The 15,847-nt window shown below is 60.5% G+C and carries 13 protein-coding genes, 1 tRNA gene and 1 pseudogene; 3 read left to right on the top strand and 12 right to left on the bottom strand.

The window, feature by feature from the left end; genetic code table 11:
- Window positions 1-8: 8 nt before the first annotated feature.
- The 4 genes from FHT71_RS15580 to FHT71_RS15565 form a co-directional block, all read right to left on the bottom strand.
- Window positions 9-1,112 (bottom strand): ABC transporter permease, encoded by a 1,104-nt coding sequence (locus tag FHT71_RS15580; RefSeq protein ID WP_132589408.1) that lies wholly within the window; start codon window positions 1,110-1,112, stop codon window positions 9-11.
- Between the two features lie 7 nt (window positions 1,113-1,119).
- Window positions 1,120-2,631 (bottom strand): ABC transporter ATP-binding protein, encoded by a 1,512-nt coding sequence (locus FHT71_RS15575; protein WP_183720782.1) that lies wholly within the window; start codon window positions 2,629-2,631, stop codon window positions 1,120-1,122.
- A 68-nt stretch (window positions 2,632-2,699) separates the two neighbouring features.
- Window positions 2,700-3,692: a BMP family ABC transporter substrate-binding protein gene (locus tag FHT71_RS15570; protein ID WP_007798443.1), complete on the bottom strand. Its 993-nt coding sequence runs from the start codon at window positions 3,690-3,692 to the stop codon at window positions 2,700-2,702.
- Window positions 3,693-3,998: 306 nt separating this feature from the next.
- The gene (locus FHT71_RS15565) at window positions 3,999-4,316 is read right to left on the bottom strand and encodes a hypothetical protein (RefSeq protein ID WP_132589412.1); all 318 of its coding nucleotides are present in this window, start codon (window positions 4,314-4,316) and stop codon (window positions 3,999-4,001) included.
- A 228-nt stretch (window positions 4,317-4,544) separates the two neighbouring features.
- Here FHT71_RS15565 and FHT71_RS15560 point away from each other — a divergent pair.
- Window positions 4,545-4,634, top strand: a tRNA-Ser gene (locus FHT71_RS15560).
- A gap of 217 nt (window positions 4,635-4,851) precedes the next feature.
- Here the strand turns inward: FHT71_RS15560 and msrA are convergent.
- The 8 genes from msrA to FHT71_RS15520 form a co-directional block, all read right to left on the bottom strand.
- Window positions 4,852-5,373, bottom strand: a complete 522-nt coding sequence (gene msrA, locus FHT71_RS15555) for a peptide-methionine (S)-S-oxide reductase MsrA (protein ID WP_132589414.1) — start codon at window positions 5,371-5,373, stop codon at window positions 4,852-4,854.
- Between the two features lie 137 nt (window positions 5,374-5,510).
- Complete coding sequence (gene pncB / locus FHT71_RS15550) at window positions 5,511-6,815, bottom strand: nicotinate phosphoribosyltransferase (RefSeq protein WP_007798451.1); 1,305 nt, start codon at window positions 6,813-6,815, stop codon at window positions 5,511-5,513.
- 172 nt (window positions 6,816-6,987) lie between these two features.
- Window positions 6,988-7,338, bottom strand: coding sequence for a hypothetical protein (locus tag FHT71_RS15545; protein ID WP_183720779.1), 351 nt, complete (start codon window positions 7,336-7,338; stop codon window positions 6,988-6,990).
- A 90-nt stretch (window positions 7,339-7,428) separates the two neighbouring features.
- The gene (locus FHT71_RS15540; protein WP_132589420.1) at window positions 7,429-8,388 is read right to left on the bottom strand and encodes a glyoxylate/hydroxypyruvate reductase A; all 960 of its coding nucleotides are present in this window, start codon (window positions 8,386-8,388) and stop codon (window positions 7,429-7,431) included.
- An 8-nt stretch (window positions 8,389-8,396) separates the two neighbouring features.
- Complete coding sequence (locus tag FHT71_RS15535) at window positions 8,397-10,034, bottom strand: ABC transporter ATP-binding protein (RefSeq protein ID WP_183720776.1); 1,638 nt, start codon at window positions 10,032-10,034, stop codon at window positions 8,397-8,399.
- On the bottom strand, window positions 10,031-11,179 hold the full coding sequence (locus FHT71_RS15530; RefSeq protein ID WP_132589424.1) for an ABC transporter permease: 1,149 nt from the start codon (window positions 11,177-11,179) through the stop codon (window positions 10,031-10,033). Before FHT71_RS15530 ends, FHT71_RS15535 begins: the two co-directional genes overlap by 4 nt.
- Window positions 11,179-12,273: a microcin C ABC transporter permease YejB gene (locus FHT71_RS15525; RefSeq protein ID WP_132589426.1), complete on the bottom strand. Its 1,095-nt coding sequence runs from the start codon at window positions 12,271-12,273 to the stop codon at window positions 11,179-11,181. The genes FHT71_RS15530 and FHT71_RS15525 overlap by 1 nt, the downstream gene beginning before the upstream one ends.
- 157 nt (window positions 12,274-12,430) lie before the next feature.
- Window positions 12,431-14,269 (bottom strand): extracellular solute-binding protein, encoded by a 1,839-nt coding sequence (locus FHT71_RS15520; protein ID WP_132589428.1) that lies wholly within the window; start codon window positions 14,267-14,269, stop codon window positions 12,431-12,433.
- A 228-nt stretch (window positions 14,270-14,497) separates the two neighbouring features.
- On the opposite strand from FHT71_RS15520, the gene mepA reads away from it, so the two are divergent.
- Both mepA and FHT71_RS15510 read left to right on the top strand, forming a co-directional pair.
- Window positions 14,498-15,568, top strand: a complete 1,071-nt coding sequence (gene mepA, locus FHT71_RS15515; protein WP_132589430.1) for a penicillin-insensitive murein endopeptidase — start codon at window positions 14,498-14,500, stop codon at window positions 15,566-15,568.
- A gap of 88 nt (window positions 15,569-15,656) precedes the next feature.
- Window positions 15,657-15,752, top strand: a pseudogene (locus tag FHT71_RS15510) (methylglyoxal synthase); the annotation flags it as partial.
- Window positions 15,753-15,847 lie beyond the last annotated feature (95 nt).

Below are 15,847 nucleotides of genomic sequence, written 5' to 3'. Positions count from 1 at the left end.
CGTTCCCCTCATGCGGCCTTGAACTGTTGGTAGACGCGAACCATCGCAGGCCGGAACATGTATTCCAGGGCGCCGGCGAAGAGGATGACGAGACCCTGGATGACCAGGATCATTTCGCGCGTGATAGTCGGCATCTCGAAGGAGATCCAGTCGCCACCCTGATAGAGGATGCCGAAGAGGATCGCCGAGAAGATGATCCCGACGGGATGATTTCTCCCCATCAGCGACACGGCAATGCCAACGAAACCGGCGCCGCCCACGAACTCCACCTGCAGGCGGGCCGACGATCCCATCACCGGGTTCAGCGCCATCATGCCGGCAAGCGCGCCCGACAGCAGCATCGCAATCATGACGATACGAGCATAGGGAATGCCCGCATAGGCCGCCGCACTCTGGCTGACGCCAAGCGTCCGCATCTCGAAGCCGAGCTTGGTGCGCCAGATCAGCAGCCAGACGAAATAGGCGGCAACGAGCGCGATAAGGAAGGAGACGTTGAACGGTGCGGCGCCAAGCTTGGCGCCGAAAAGGTTCATCAGCCAGCCGAGCTTCGGCAATTGACCGCCTTCAAGGAAGGTCCGGGTTTCCGGAGCCATCTTGCCGGGCACGATAAGCACATGCACCAGCAGGTACACCATCAACGCCGCGCCGATGTAGTTGAACATAATGGTGGTGATGACGATATGGCTGCCGCGCTTTGCCTGCAGGAACGCGGGGATGAACGCCCAGGCGGCGCCAAAGAGACCTGCGCCGACGACCGCCACCGGCATTGTCACATACCACGGAACATAGTGGTCGAGCGCCAATGCCACCAGCGCGCAACCGAGGCCGCCGAGGTAGGCCTGGCCTTCCGAACCGATGTTGAACAGGCCCGCATGAATGGCCACCGCTACGGAAAGACCGGTAAAGATGAAGCTCGTCGCATAATAGAGCGTAAAGCCGATGCCTTCGCCGCTGCCGAGCGCGCCTTCGATCAGCAACGACAGGGCGGCAAGCGGGCTCTCCCCGATCAGCCAGACGACGAAACCGGAGATCAGGAAGGCGACCAACAGGTTCAACAGCGGGATGAGGCCGTAATTGATCCAATTGGGAAGTGGAACTGAAGCAGTGCTCATCAAGGCCTCACGCGGCAATGCCGGCCATCATCAGGCCGAGGGTCTGTTCACCGGCATCGGGCGTCTTCTCGCCGACGACATGGCCGGCAAACATGACAAGGATACGGTCTGAAAGGGCGCGGATTTCGTCGAGTTCGACGGAGACGAGCAGGATTGCCTTGCCCGCGTCGCGCATCTCGATGATCCGGCGGTGAATGAATTCGATGGCGCCGATATCGACGCCGCGGGTCGGCTGGCCGATGATCAGCGCTGTCGGATCGCGCTCGATCTCGCGCGCCACGACGATCTTCTGCTGGTTGCCGCCGGAGAAGTTCGCGGTCTTCAGCCGCGGGTTCGGCGGGCGGATGTCGTATTTCTCGATTTTCTCCATGGCGTCCTTGCGGATCGCGTCGAGATCGAGCAGCGGGCCCTTGCTGTAGCCGGGATTGCGGTGGTAGCCGAGGACCGAGTTCTCGTATTCCTCGAATTTCAGCACCAGTCCCATGTGATGCCGGTCTTCCGGAATATGGGCGAGACCAAGCTCGCGCAAGCGCGCAGGATCGGCCTTGTCGATCGTTTGCCCGTCGAGGAAAATCTCCCCGGAATGCGGCTTGCGGATGCCCGCGATCGCCTCCAGCAATTCGGACTGCCCATTGCCGGCGACACCGGCAATGCCGACGATCTCGCCGGCGCGGACATCGAAGGACACGTTGTCGACCATGATGACACCGCGATTGTCCTTAACCGTGAGGTTGCGGACCGACAGGATCACCTTGCCCGGATTGGCCTCGCCTTTCTGCACCCGCAGCAGGACCCGGCGGCCAACCATCAGTTCGGCAAGTTCCTCGACCGTCGTTTCGGAGGTCTTGCGCGTCGCGACCATCTCGCCACGGCGCATGACGGACACGGTGTCGGTGATCGCCATGATCTCGCGCAGCTTGTGAGTGATCAGAATGATGGTCTTGCCTTGGTCGCGCAGGACACGAAGGATCTTGAAAAGATGGTCAGCTTCGGCCGGAGTTAGCACGCCTGTCGGCTCGTCGAGAATGAGGATCTCGGCGCCGCGGTACATGGCCTTGAGGATCTCGACGCGCTGCTGCAACCCGACCGGAAGCTCTTCGATCAACGCATCGGGATTGACCTCGAGGCCGTAGTCCTTCTCCAGACGCCGCAGTTCGGCACGTGCGGAAGAGACGCCCCTCGCCAGCAAGGCGCCGCCCTCGGCCCCAAGCATGATGTTCTCGAGCACCGTAAAATTGTCGACCAGCATGAAGTGCTGGTGCACCATGCCGATCCCGGTAGCGATCGCGGCCTGGCTGTCCTTGATGGTCACGGGATTGCCGTTGACGCGAATCTCACCGCTATCGGCATGGTAGAAACCGTAGAGGATCGACATCAAGGTCGATTTGCCGGCACCGTTTTCCCCGATGATGCCATGAATCGTGCCCTTGGCGACGGTAAGATTGATGTCCTTGTTGGCGTGAACGGCACCGAATTTCTTGTCGATGCCCACAAGTTCGATAGCGGGCGTGTCTGTCACAGCAGGCTCCAAATACGAAAAGGGCGTATGACGGAGCAACTCCGCCATACGCCCGTCTCAGTCACGGATCACTTCGGGCAAGCGTTGTCCGTCGTGTAGTCGTGAACCTTGATGGTTCCCGCGATGATGCCTTCCTTGGCCTTGTCGAGCGCGGCCTGCATTTCCGGCGTGATCAGGGCCTTGTTGTTGTCGTCGATGGCGGCGCCAACGCCGTCCTCCTTGACGCCGAGCGCCAGCACGCCGGCCGTGAACTTGTCGCCCTTGACGTCGCTGAAGCCGTTGTAGACTGCGAGGTCAACGCGCTTGACCATCGAGGTCAGGACGGAGCCCGGGTGAAGGTGGTTCTGGTTGCTGTCGACGCCGATCGAGAGCTTCTTGTTGTCGGCGGCCGTCTGCAAGACGCCGAGGCCGGTTGCGCCCGCTGCCGCGTAGACGACGTCCGCGCCCTGATCGATCTGGTTCTTGGTGAGTTCGCCACCACGGACCGGGTCATTCCAGGCAGCGCCCGTCGTGCCGGTCATGTTCTGGAACACCTCGATATCGGCCTTGACGGAGCGTGCGCCCTGCTCGTAGCCGCATTCGAACTTGCGGATCAGCGGAATGTCCATGCCACCGACGAAGCCCACCTTGCCGGTCTTGGAAGCAAGGCCTGCGAGAGTGCCAACGAGGAAGGAACCTTCTTCTTCCTTGTAGACGACGGAACGGACGTTCGGCTTGTCGACGACGGCGTCAACGATGACGAACTTTGTGTCGGGAAACTCAGCCGCGACCTTCTCGATGGCCGAGGTCCACGCAAAGGAGACGGCGATAACCGGGTTGAAGCCACGGCTTGCGAAGTTGCGGATCGCCTGCTCGCCCTGGGTGTCGCCAGTCGGCTCGAAGTCGCGATAAGCGATCCCGGTTTCTTTCTTGAATTTCTCAGCGCCATTAAAGGCTGCTTCGTTAAAAGACTTATCGAACTTCCCGCCGGTGCCGTAAACGAGTGCCGGCTTGACGTCAGCGGCGAGCGCCGTCGTGGACATGGCAGCCACGGCCAGGAGAGTCAGAAGGGATTTTTTCATGAGTTGCAGCCCTATTGTTTCTATTTGTTTGGGTCCTCCCGCAAGCCCGTTCAGGCATGTCTGCGGAACCACCGACCTCCCCCCGGAGGCCTGGCTGGGCGCATCCTTGCATGGCTCAAAAAAAAATTCACGAGAAATTTTTCGACTGGTAAAAATTTGCCGCAATTGCCAAAAATCAGCTCAGACGGGCTGATTTTTGCTCAAAATCATCGTCGGGTTGCGATTTTTCTAGCCAATCCAGGCGTGACGACCGTTTCGATATCATCGTCTGATGTCGGGCTGGGATGTCCAGGACAATGCTGCTTCTTATGCGGCAAAGCGGCCGGCGATCGGCGGTTTCTTGTAGCCCGCCATCCACAACAGCAGCGATAGCACCAGAAACACGGCGAAGGCCGGCTGGAGCATCAGCCACTGGAAGGCGAGGGCATAGAACCGCGGGTGGATATAGTAGGCGATCGTTGCTTGCAGGCTTTCCAGCGACGACGGGCTCAGATCCTGCCACGCGTCGCCCATCGGCGTTATGACCACGGAGGAGGCGGCAACGGACTGAATTGAATCGATCGTTCCGGCAATCACGGCAACAGCCAGCGCAACAAGACTCGCCAAACGCAAAAGGAAACGCATCGAACTCTCCGGCCATCAACGCACCGGGCTCTTGCCCGGCCAGCCGCGCCATTTTCCACCTGCAATAAAAGATAGCTACGGGCTGATGGAACTGCAATGGAGGGCTTAGCCGCACTTTTACCGGAAGAAGTCAAAAAACTGTTAGATTTGGGTTGATCGGCGAAAATTCATCGGTATATATCGCGGCCGTTCCGACGATTTGCATCTTCGCCGATGCAGACCGCCAAAGGACAGGTGGCCGAGTGGTTGAAGGCGCACGCCTGGAACGCGTGTGTACGTGAAAGCGTACCGAGGGTTCGAATCCCTCTCTGTCCGCCATTTCTTTCAAAGAAGTGATTTGTTTACAACTGCTTGGGAGATCACGTGGCAACGGTTGCGCGTCTCGACCGACCGTCTGCATGGGCATGATGGCCGTTTGAATAGCGATCGAGGGCAAAAGCTTGCTTCTTGATGTGCGTTACCTCCCGACATCCATCCCGAAATGCAAAAGGCCCTGCCTGACGGCAGGGCCTCCTTCGTTTCGCACACGTTCCGGTCATCCAACGGCGGCGGTGTCTTGCTGCCGTTTCGGCAACTTCCACCCGGGTCGGACAAAGTGGCATGTGTATCCGTTCGGAATGCGTTCCAGATAATCCTGGTGCTCAGGTTCCGCTTCCCAGAAATCGCTTGCGGGAGCGACTTCGGTAACGACTTTCCCGGGCCATAGACCCGATGCGTCCACGTCAGCAATGGTGTTTTCGGCGGTCAACTGCTGTTTGTCGCTCGTGTAGAATATCGCCGACCTGTAACTGGCGCCGAGATCATTGCCTTGCCGGTTGAGTGTCGTCGGATCATGGATCTGAAAAAAGAACTCGAGGATGTCACGGTAGCTGATCTTCGCGGGGTCGAACATGATCTCGATCGCCTCGGCGTGATTGCCGTGATTCCGGTAGGTCGCGTTCGCCACCTCGCCACCGGTGTAGCCCACGCGCGTGGACACGACGCCCGGATAGCGTCTGATGAGATCCTGCATACCCCAAAAGCAACCGCCCGCCAGTACCGCACGCTCTACAGTCATTGGATCGTCCTTTCAGGTCAAAGATGGGCGTCAAACTTCGGCAGCCCGCGCCCGCACTTGCCTAAATGGGGACCGCGTCCCGGTTTTGCCAGGTTCGGCGCGGCTATCGCGGCTCCGTCCGGCGTCACGGAAATCTCTCAGACAAGCACCGCCTGGTCGACGCGGTCTTCCGTCCCGAAGAATTTCAGATAGCGCTGAACCTCCGCCGGATCGCCAGTCGCCTTCTGCGGATTGTCCGATAGTTTCACGGCAGGGCGGCCGTTGGCGTCGATGACCTTGCAGACGATGGAGATCGGGTTGAGCCCGGAGATCTCGGTCGGTGCACAGCCGGCGAAATCGTTGGTGAGGTTGGTGCCCCAGCCGAAGCTCATGCGCACCTTCCCCTCGAAGTGCTTGTAGGTGTCGATGATGGCATCGACATCGAGCCCGTCCGAGAAGATGAGCAGCTTCTGGCGCGGATCGCGGCCCATCTTTTTCCACCACTCGATGATCTTCTCGCCGCCCTCGATCGGTGGTGCGCTGTCCGGACGGAAACCAGTCCAATCAGCGACCCACTCGGGCGCGTCGCGCAGGAAGGCGGCGGTGCCGAAGGCATCCGGAAGGACGATCAGCAGGTTGCCGCCGTAGAGCTTGTTCCAATCGCGCAGAACTTTGTAGGGCGCGTTGTGCAACTCGGCGTCGTTCTTCGCCAGTGCTGCGGCCACCATCGGCAGTTCGTGGGCGTTCGTGCCCACCGCTTCGAGATCGGAATCCATGGCGAGCAGGACGTTGCTGGTACCGGTGAAGGCGGGACCAATGCCTTCCTTCAGCGCCTCGACGCACCAGCGCTGCCACAGGAAGCTGTGGCGGCGGCGCGTACCGAAATCGGAGATGCGCAGACCGGGCAATTCGCGCAGTCGCTCCACCTTTTCCCACATCCGCGCCTTGGCGCGGGCATAGAGTACATCGAGCGTAAACGGCCCGAGCGCCTTCATGGCCGAGCGCGACCGAAGCTCGTTGATGATGGCGAGCGCCGGAATTTCCCACATGGTCGTGTCCTTCCACGATCCGTGGAAGTCCAGCACATATTGGCCATCGCGCTTCGACAGCTCGTATTCGGGCAGCTGGAAATGCGAGAGCCAGGCTAGGAACTCAGGCTCGAAAATCTGCGCGCGCCCATAAAAACTGTTACCTGCGAGCCAGATCATCTCCTTCTTGGAGAGGCGGAGCGAACGGGCATGATCGAGCTGCTCGCGCAATTCGCCCTCGTCGATCTCTTCGGCCAGCAGCACGCGTTTGGTGCGGTTGATGAGCGTGAATGTGGCGTTTACATCAGGATAGAGCTTCCAGATCATCTGCAGCATCAACAGCTTGTAGAAGTCTGTATCGATCAGGCTGCGAACAATCGGATCGAGCTTCCAGGTGTGATTGTAAACGCGCCTTGCGATATCGGTCTTGGCCATGAACTCCGCCCATTCCCAAACCGGACAAATCGCGTCATAAGCCGACGCACGAAGACCGGCTCGTGCGCCTTCTTATCGAAAAATCAGCCGGTAAAGTCCAGCGCAAACAGAAAAGCACCCTGCCGGCTGTGCGACAGGATGCTTCCTTGTGACCGCCTGACCCGCGCCGTTCTTATTGCGCCGGGGCCTTCGGGGTTGCCGATGCCGGATTCGATGCCGGCGGCTGAGACGGCGTCTCGGTCGGCACCGCGTTGCCGTTCTGCAATGACGGTGGTGCTGCCGGTGCCGGCTGTTGCGATTGAATTTGCTGTCCAGGTTGCTGCGGAGCGATGTCCGCCGCCTCCTTCTTGCCCCAGATTTCAACGGGGATCCATACGATGAAGGCAAGCGCCAGCGCGACGATCAGGACCATAAGAATACGAGTGCCCATTCGGCCCTGCTTCGCCTTGACTGACGAGATCGTTTCTTCGGCGTGGAACTTGCCGTCGGACTTTTCCCAGCGCGTTTCCGTCTGGTGAGCCATGTCTTTCTCCTTCCGGAGTCGCGCGAGCCATTGTCGGCCCAGCACTTCATCTGGGAGAAAAACGAATGGCGCGCAGCATGGTTCCTGCGCTCAATAGCCCACCTGTCTGTCGACAACGAATTGCAGCGGCTCGCCGCTCTCATAGCGGGCGATCTGGCGCTCGACGTGCCGGAAGAGCGCGGTTTCATCGGATACGGCCGCATCGTGCGGCGTGATGAAAACGTTCTCCAGCTCCCAGAGCGGATCGTCGGACGGCAGCGGCTCGACCGCGAATACGTCGATCGAGGCGCCCCCGAGCACACCGCCCTGAATTGCGGCGACGATGTCGGCCTGCACCTGGCTCTTTCCCCGTCCAGCATTGATGAACACGGGCTTGCCGAGCGCGCCGCCCTGGCGCAGCTTTGAAAACAGCGCCGCATTGTAGAAGCCGGTCGTCTCGGGCGTCAGCGGCAGCAGACCGACGAGAAAATCCGTTCTGGAGAGGAATTCATCGAGCTGACCGGAATCGAACGTCTCGATACCCTTGATATCCTTGCGGCTGCGCGACCAGCCGATGACGTTGAACCCCATGACCTTCAGCTTGTACGCCGCGTCCTGTCCGAGCACGCCAAGGCCCATGATGCCGACGGTGATCTCGGACGCTTCAGGCGGAACCAGCTTGCCCCAGATGCGCGCCCGCTGGTCCTTGTCGTGCTGATGCTGCTGTCGGAGGTGCATGAGGCACTGCATCACCACCCATTCGCTCATCCGGGTCGTCAGGCTGCGGTCGGAGAAGCGAACGATCGGCACATCAGGCAAGCCCGGCAGGTTCATGAAGCTGTCGACGCCGGCGCCACCCGAGAAGATGACCTTGAGATTGGGAGCGCGAGTGAAAAGATCCGCGTCCGGCTTCCAGAGCAGCGCATGGTCGATGCCGGTCAGATCGCGATCCTTGTTTGCGGGGTCGGCGAGATTGATGCTGCCGCGATCCGGAAAAGCGCTCTTGAGGATGCGGGCAACGGTGTCGGGGTCGAACTTGAGATCGACGAGAATGGGCGGTCTTGTGGGCATGATCGTCTTTACTGTTGGATGGCGGGCGTCGGCACCGCCTCGATGTTGAAGGCGGCAGCCATCAGCGCTTTGGTGTAGTCGTCCTTCGGCGCACCGAAGATCGCAGCGGACGGGCCTTGCTCGACGACCTTGCCGAAGCGCATGACGATGACGTCGTTTGCCAGCGCCTTCACCACCTTCAGGTCGTGGCTGATGAAGAGGTAGGCGAGATCATGCTTCTTCTGCAGGTCGCGCAGGAGGTCGACGACCTGCGCCTGGACGCTCATGTCGAGCGCCGATGTCGGCTCATCCAGCATCACGAAGCGCGGTTTAAGGACCATGGCGCGGGCAATGGCGATGCGTTGGCGTTGTCCGCCGGAGAATTCATGCGGATAGCGCCAGCGGGTCAGCGGGTCGAGGCCGACTTCCTCCAGCGCCCAGCAGACGCGTTGATCGCGCTCCTCGTAGGAGAGCGACCGCTCGTGCACCTTGAGGCCTTCCGCGATGATGTCGCCAACCGACATGCGGGGGCTGAGCGAGCCGAAGGGATCCTGAAACACGACCTGCAGCTGATTGCGAAGCGGCCGCATTTCCGTAAATGAATAGCTGGCTATATCCTTGCCGACGAAGCTGATCCGGCCCTGCGACGAAATCAGCCGCGTCAGCGCGAGACCGAGCGTCGTCTTGCCCGATCCGGATTCGCCGACGACGCCGAGCGTCTGTCCCGCGCGCAGCTGAAGATCGATTCCGTCCACGGCCTTCACATGATCGACGACCTTGCGCATGAGCCCGGCCTTGATCGGAAACCAGACGCGAATGTCCGCTCCCTGCATCACGACGGGCTTTGAGGGATCGGCAAGCGGCGGCTCGCCGCGCGGCTCGGAGGCCAGCAGATGCCGGGTATAATCGTGCTTCGGATTGCGAAAGACCTCTTCCACCGTACCGGTCTCGACGATCTTGCCCTTGGTCATCACGCAGACACGGTCGGCGAACTTGCGAACAATGCCGAGGTCGTGGGTGATGAAGAGCATCGACATGCCATGCCGGCCCTTCAGCTGCCGCAGCAGCTCGAGGATCTGTGCCTGCACGGTCACGTCAAGCGCGGTCGTCGGCTCGTCGGCGATCAGCAGTTCCGGTCGGTTGGCGAGCGCCATGGCGATCATCACGCGTTGCCGCTGGCCGCCGGAAAGTTCGTGCGGATAGGCTTTCAGCCGCTTTTCCGGGTCACGGATGCCGACCTGGTTCAGCAGTTCGAGTATCCGCTTGCGCGCGCCCTGACCGGTCACGCCCTGGTGCAGTTCGAGGATCTCGGCGATCTGCTTCTCGATCGTGTGCAGCGGGTTGAGCGAGGTCATCGGCTCCTGGAAGATCATCGTGATGTCATTGCCGCGCACCGCGCGCAACGCCTTGTCGGATGCCTTCAAGAGGTCCTTGCCCTTGAACAGGATTTCGCCGGAGGGATGGCTGGCTGAGGGGTAGGGGAGCAGACGCAGGATCGAATTGGCGGAGACCGATTTGCCCGAGCCGGACTCGCCGACGAGCGCCACGACCTCGCCCTTGCGAATATCGAAGGAGATGTGATCGACGGCCAGCGATGTATCGCCGCCCTGGTGGAACGCCACCGAAAGCTCGCGAACGGACAGCAGTGTTTCGGCAGCGTCACTCATTGAAACGTCTTCCTGGGATCGAATGCATCACGAACCGCTTCGCCGATGAAGATCAACAGCGACAGCATGATCGACATGGTGAAGAACGCCGTCAGCCCGAGCCATGGCGCCTGCAGGTTGGCCTTGCCCTGCGCGATCATCTCGCCGAGCGAAGGAGAGCCCGGCGGCATGCCAAAACCGAGGAAGTCGAGCGAGGTCAGCGTCGTGATCGAGCCCGACAAGATGAATGGCAGGAATGTGAGCGTCGCCACCATCGCGTTCGGCAGCAGGTGGCGCCACATGATTGTCCGGTTGTTCACCCCGAGCGCACGGGCGGCACGCACATATTCGAAATTGCGGGCCCGCAGGAATTCCGCGCGCACGACGCCGACGAAGCCGACCCATGAGAAGAGCAGCATGATCCCAAGCAGCACGAAGAAGCCGGGCGGCAGGATGGCTGCGATGATCAGCAGGATATAGAGCACCGGCATCGACGACCAGATCTCGATGAAACGCTGCAGCAGTAGGTCTGTCCAGCCGCCGAAATAGCCCTGGATCGCGCCGGCGCTGACGCCGATGATGGCCGAGCAGATCGTCAACACCAGCCCGAACAGCACGGAGATGCGGAAGCCGTAGATGACGCGGGCAAGCACGTCACGCGCCTGATCGTCTGTGCCGAGCCAGTTGAGATTGCCGAAGTTGCAGCCGGGGTCGGCCGCTCCTTTCGGATATCCGGAGCAGCGCTCCTCCTTGCTCATCAGCCAGAAGGGTGGGGTCGGCGCCGAATGCGGGATGTTCGAATTGACAGAGCGATAGGAGTAGTGGATCGGCGGCCAGATCATCCAGCCGTTGGCGTTGATCTCGTCCGATATGACGTCGGAGCGGTAGTCGGTTTCAGCCAGGAATCCGCCGAACTTCTCTTCGGGATAGTTGACCAGAACTGGGAAGAGGATCTCACCCCTGTAGGAGGCGATGATCGGCCGGTCGTTGGCGATGAACTCGGCAAACAGGCTGAGCACGAACAGGGCAAGGAACAGCCACAAGGACCAGTGGCCGCGCCTGTTGGCCTTGAAATTCTTCCAGCGGCGGACGTTGGTCGGGGACAGCAGGCCTTTGCGCGGCGGCTTGACCGGCGTTGCGGTCGTCGGATTGGCGGCGGTGTCCATCAGACGTCCCTCCGCTCGAAGTCGATACGCGGATCGATCCACGTGTAGATCAGGTCGGAAACCAGGCTGACGAACAGGCCGAGCAGCGAGAAGATGTAGAGCGTCGCAAACACGATCGGATAGTCGCGGTTGACCACCGAGAGATAGCCAAGCCGCCCCAGCCCATCGAGCGAGAAGATGTTCTCGATCAGCAGCGAGCCGGTGAAGAAGGCGGAAATGAAAGCGCCGGGGAAGCCGGCGATGATGATCAGCATGGCGTTGCGGAAGACATGTCCGTAGAGCACTTGGCGCTGGTTCAATCCCTTCGCGCGAGCGGTCACGACATATTGCTTCTTGATCTCCTCGATGAACGAGTTCTTGGTCAAGAGCGTCGTCGTGGCGAAGGCCGCCAGCGAGAGCGAGATCAGCGGCAGCGTCAGATGCCAGAAGTAGTCGAGCGGCTTCTGCCACCAGGCAAGCTGGTCGAAATTGTCGGAGACAAGGCCGCGCAACGGGAACCAGTCATAGAAGGATCCGCCGGCAAAGAGCACGATCAGCAAAATACCGAACAGGAAGCTTGGAACCGCATAGCCGATGATGATGACACCCGACGTCCAGACGTCGAACGTGGAACCGTCCTTGACGGCCTTGCGGATTCCGAGCGGAATCGAGATGCCGTACGAGAAGATCATGATCCAGACGCCGAGCGAGGCCGAGACCGGCAGCTTTTCTTTGATCAGGTTAAGCACAGTAGTGTTGCGAAAGAAGCTCTCGCCGAAGTCGAGGCGGATGTAGTTCCACATCATTTGGCCGAAGCGCGTCAGCGGCGGCTTGTCGAAACCGAACTGCTTTTCGAGCTTGGCGATCAATTCCGGATCAAGCCCCTGGGCACCGCGGTATTTCGAGCCGCCTTCGTCAAGGCCTCCGCCGCCGAGAAGATCACCGCCGCCGCCGGAAAGCCGCGAGTCCGCGCCCTGCGCATCGCCGGTCAGCTGCGCAATCACCTGCTCGACTGGGCCGCCGGGCGCGAACTGGATGACGGTAAAGGAAATGGCCATGATGCCGATGATCGTCGGGATCATCAAAAGCAGGCGGCGAAGGATATAGGCGCCCATCAGTGAAGGCCCTTCCGGGAAAGCTTGCGTCGAGCGCTGTCCAGTCTATCGCCGTTCAATCCGTGCGGTCTCCTTGTGGTGTGGCCAAGCGCGCTACGCCTTGTCCTGATTCGCATCGTTCATTTGGAGCCCAGCCGTCAGGCCAATGCAAGCCTGCTCATTTTGACGCGGCGGATGACCACCAGGCATCGGGGAAGCCGGTCGCGTAGGTCGGATACTCGGCCGGCCGGGTGATAGTGTTCCAATAGGCGATCGATTGCGTACCGCGATAAAACAGTGGCACGACATAGTGCCCCGCCAAAAGCACGCGGTCGAGCGCCTTAATCGCCGCCACCTGCTCGTCGCGGTTGGGGGCGAAGATCACCATGCGGATCAGCGCATCGATCGCCGGATCGGCAATGCCCGCATAGTTGCGTGAGCCCTGCTGGTTGGCCGATCCCGAGCCCCAATAGTCGGCCTGCTCGTTGCCGGGGTTCATCGTCTCGGCCCACACGTTCCAGATCATGTCGTAGTCGAAGCTGCGCACCCGGTTGGTGTATTGCGAGGCATCCACGGTCCGGACGCGCGCATCGATGCCGATCTTCTTCAGATTGTTGGTATAGGGCACCGCCCAGCGTTCCAGCATCGGGCTCGACAGGAGGATCTCGAAGCTCATCGGCTTGCCGGTCCTGGTGTTGACCATGCGGTTGCCCTTGATCTCCCAGCCCGCTTCCTTGAACAGCCCGATTGCCTTGCGCAGGTTGTCGCGGCTCTTCTGCGGATCGCCGCCGACCGGATTGGTATAGGGGGTGGTGAAGACCGCGGGCGACAGCTTATCCTTGAGGCCGTTCAGGATCTCCAGTTCGCGGCCCTGCGGTAGCCCCGAGGAGGCGAGCTCGGTGTTCCAGAAATAGCTGTCGATGCGCTTGTAGGTGTTGAAGGCGACGGTGCGGTTCAGTTCCTCGAAGTCGAAGCCGTAATTCAGCGCCTCGCGAACCTTTTCGTCCTTGAAGATATCGCGGCGCGTGTTCGGTACCAGGGCCTGCATGATGCCGGTGGCGCGCAGTGCGTTGGCGACGTCCTCTTTCTTCACGCGCCCGTCCTTGACGGCGGGGAAATCATAGCCGGTCGCCCAGCGTGCCGCCTGCGTCTCCTGCCAATAGTCGCTGTTGCCGGCTCGGAAGGCCTCGAACTCCACGTCCCGGTCGCCGAAATAGGTGTAGGTGATCGAGCCGAAATTGTTCTGGCCGACATTCACGTTGAGGTCCTTGCCCCAATAGTCGTCGCGCAACTCGTAGCGGATCGTTGCGCCCGGCGCGAAGGCAGCGATCTTGTAGGGGCCGGATCCCATCACCGGCTCGAGCGTCGTCTTGGTAATGTCACGCGGCTTACCGTCAGGCCCCGTGCCCTCCCACCAGTGCTTCGGCACCACAGTCAACTGACCGAGGATATTGGGAAGCTCCTTGTTGTTCTTCTCGTCGAACGTGAAGGTCACGTCGCGTTCGCCGGTCTTTTCGGCCTTGACCACGTGCTTGTAATAGTTGGAGGCGAGGGGATTGAGCTCCTTTGTCTTGTCGAAGCTGAAGATCACGTCCTCGGGCGTCACCGGCTTCCCATCCGCCCACTTTGCCTCGGCCCTGAGCCGGAACGTCGCGTTCGAGACGTCGTCGGGATAGGAAAGGCCTTCCGCCAGCAAGCCGTAGGAGGCGAGCAGCTCGTCGTCGGCCGATTTCATCAGCGTTTCGAAAGGCAGGGTCAGGCCGACTGCCGTTTCCCCCTTCGAAAGCAGCGGATTGAAGGTGTCGTAGGTGCCGGAGGCGGAAAGCCGCAGATTGCCGCCCTTCGGCGCATCCGGATTGACGTAGTCGAAATGCTTGAATCCCGGCTTGTATTTCAGCTCGCTGATGACGGAACTGCCGATCTGGAAATTTGGCTCCTGGGCAACGGCCTGCAAGGGCAACGCCAATGTGCCGAGAAGAGAAAAGACCACACCAAGTTTCGACCACGTAAGCGCCATTCGCCAACCCCGATTATTGTCTGCTTTCGCCGACAATAGGCGAAAAGCAGGCGAAAAACAGGTGAGGCGACCGTTTTTGTCCGGTTCGCAGGATCGTGAGCATTTGTTGCCCGGGTAAGCTCGGCTCATTCCCTGCTTATGCAAAACATCGATTCACCAAAATTGCTTTTCACGGTAGATTCGATTGCAAATCACTCGGCCGCGGGCCACAGACGCTCAGGACATGGCATGGCTCTCCATACCACCAGGACTTTCCAGACATTTTTGAAATTGGCATTCGCCGGCGTGCTCGGAGCAAGCCTTGTCGCCGGCGATGCCAACGCCGAGCAGAAGCAGCCAAGTCCCGGGAGCGCCAAGGCCCTCTTCGGCGCCGTCGCACTGCCAAATCAAGGGGCGGCGCAGGCCTTCGGTTTCTACGCGAAAGGCTGCATGTCCGGCGCCGTGGCGCTGCCGACCGACGGTCCGACCTGGCAGACCATGCGGCTTTCGCGCAATCGTCGCTGGGGCAATCCCGCGATGATTTCACTGTTGGAACAGTTGTCCCGTGACGCGGCAAAATACGACGGATGGCCGGGCTTGCTGGTCGGCGACATTTCACAGCCGCGCGGCGGACCAATGTTCAACGGCCATGCCTCGCACCAGATAGGGCTTGATGCCGACATATGGCTGACGCCGATGCCTGCTCACCCGATGAGCATCGAGGAACGCGAAATCCTGCCTTTCACGACAATGCTGCAGAAGGGTGCCTTCCTGACAATCAATCCGAATGTCTGGACCAAGTCGCACGCCCGGCTGCTGATGCGCGCGGCGAGCTATCCTCAGGTCGAACGGATTTTCGTCAATCCGGCCATCAAGAAGAAGATGTGCGACACCTGGACGGGCGATCGTACCAATCTCGGCAAGCTTCGCCCGATTTACGGTCACGATTCCCACTTCCACATCCGCATGAAGTGCCCACCGGGCGCAGCCTCTTGCAAGCCGCAGGCGCCGGTGCCTGCTGACGATGGATGCGGCAAGTCGCTGGCATGGTGGTTCACGAAGGAACCATGGGCGCCGCCGAAGCCACCGAAGCCCGATGCGAAGCCGGTCAAGCCGCGCGAAGTGATGGTCTCCGATCTTCCGAACGCCTGCTCGTCGGTTCTCACTGCGCCGTCCGTCGACTCGGTGCAGACGGCCACCTTTGGCGGCGCTGCTGCTGCCCCGGCTGTCGCGCCGATGGCGGTGATGCCTGCCGCGGCGTCCGACGAGGCGCTGCCTGCAATCGGACCGGTACCGGACGACAAGCCGTCCATCGAGTGAAGCGCTGGCAGCGCGGTGGTCTTTCAAAAGACGGGCGCTTCGTATAGAAGCAGCCAAATCGATTGAATTTCAGGTGGAGGTCCTTTTCATGGCCGGCGGCAAGTGCCTTGCATTGATTGCGCATGACCAGAAGAAGGATGACATGGCGGAGTTTGCACGCCGCAATCGCGAGACATTCGCGAACTGATGGGGTGGACGCCCCTCGACGGCATCGAATGTGCCAGCATGGTGGATGTTAACCGCCACAACAGAGGAGACGTCCGAAATGAACGTTAGCAT

It is taken from the genome of Rhizobium sp. BK060 (assembly GCF_014193145.1).
In the GTDB taxonomy this organism is placed as follows: domain Bacteria; phylum Pseudomonadota; class Alphaproteobacteria; order Rhizobiales; family Rhizobiaceae; genus Rhizobium.
The sequence above is the reverse complement of the archived record's forward strand: the minus strand, read 5'-3'. Positions and strand labels throughout refer to the sequence as shown.

What these genes read in the sequence shown, in the direction of transcription:
- FHT71_RS15520 (WP_132589428.1), bottom strand. Translation starts at nt 14,269, where the DNA reads ATGGCGCTTACGTGGTCGAAACTTGGTGTGGTCTTTTCTCTTCTCGGC.
- pncB (WP_007798451.1), bottom strand. Translation starts at nt 6,815, where the DNA reads ATGGCCAAGACCGATATCGCAAGGCGCGTTTACAATCACACCTGGAAG.
- FHT71_RS15535 (WP_183720776.1), bottom strand. Translation starts at nt 10,034, where the DNA reads ATGAGTGACGCTGCCGAAACACTGCTGTCCGTTCGCGAGCTTTCGGTG.
- msrA (WP_132589414.1), bottom strand. Translation starts at nt 5,373, where the DNA reads ATGACTGTAGAGCGTGCGGTACTGGCGGGCGGTTGCTTTTGGGGTATG.
- FHT71_RS15525 (WP_132589426.1), bottom strand. Translation starts at nt 12,273, where the DNA reads ATGGGCGCCTATATCCTTCGCCGCCTGCTTTTGATGATCCCGACGATC.
- FHT71_RS15565 (WP_132589412.1), bottom strand. Translation starts at nt 4,316, where the DNA reads ATGCGTTTCCTTTTGCGTTTGGCGAGTCTTGTTGCGCTGGCTGTTGCC.
- FHT71_RS15545 (WP_183720779.1), bottom strand. Translation starts at nt 7,338, where the DNA reads ATGGCTCACCAGACGGAAACGCGCTGGGAAAAGTCCGACGGCAAGTTC.
- FHT71_RS15570 (WP_007798443.1), bottom strand. Translation starts at nt 3,692, where the DNA reads ATGAAAAAATCCCTTCTGACTCTCCTGGCCGTGGCTGCCATGTCCACG.
- FHT71_RS15530 (WP_132589424.1), bottom strand. Translation starts at nt 11,179, where the DNA reads ATGGACACCGCCGCCAATCCGACGACCGCAACGCCGGTCAAGCCGCCG.
- FHT71_RS15580 (WP_132589408.1), bottom strand. Translation starts at nt 1,112, where the DNA reads ATGAGCACTGCTTCAGTTCCACTTCCCAATTGGATCAATTACGGCCTC.
- mepA (WP_132589430.1), top strand. Translation starts at nt 14,498, where the DNA reads ATGGCTCTCCATACCACCAGGACTTTCCAGACATTTTTGAAATTGGCA.
- FHT71_RS15540 (WP_132589420.1), bottom strand. Translation starts at nt 8,388, where the DNA reads ATGCCCACAAGACCGCCCATTCTCGTCGATCTCAAGTTCGACCCCGAC.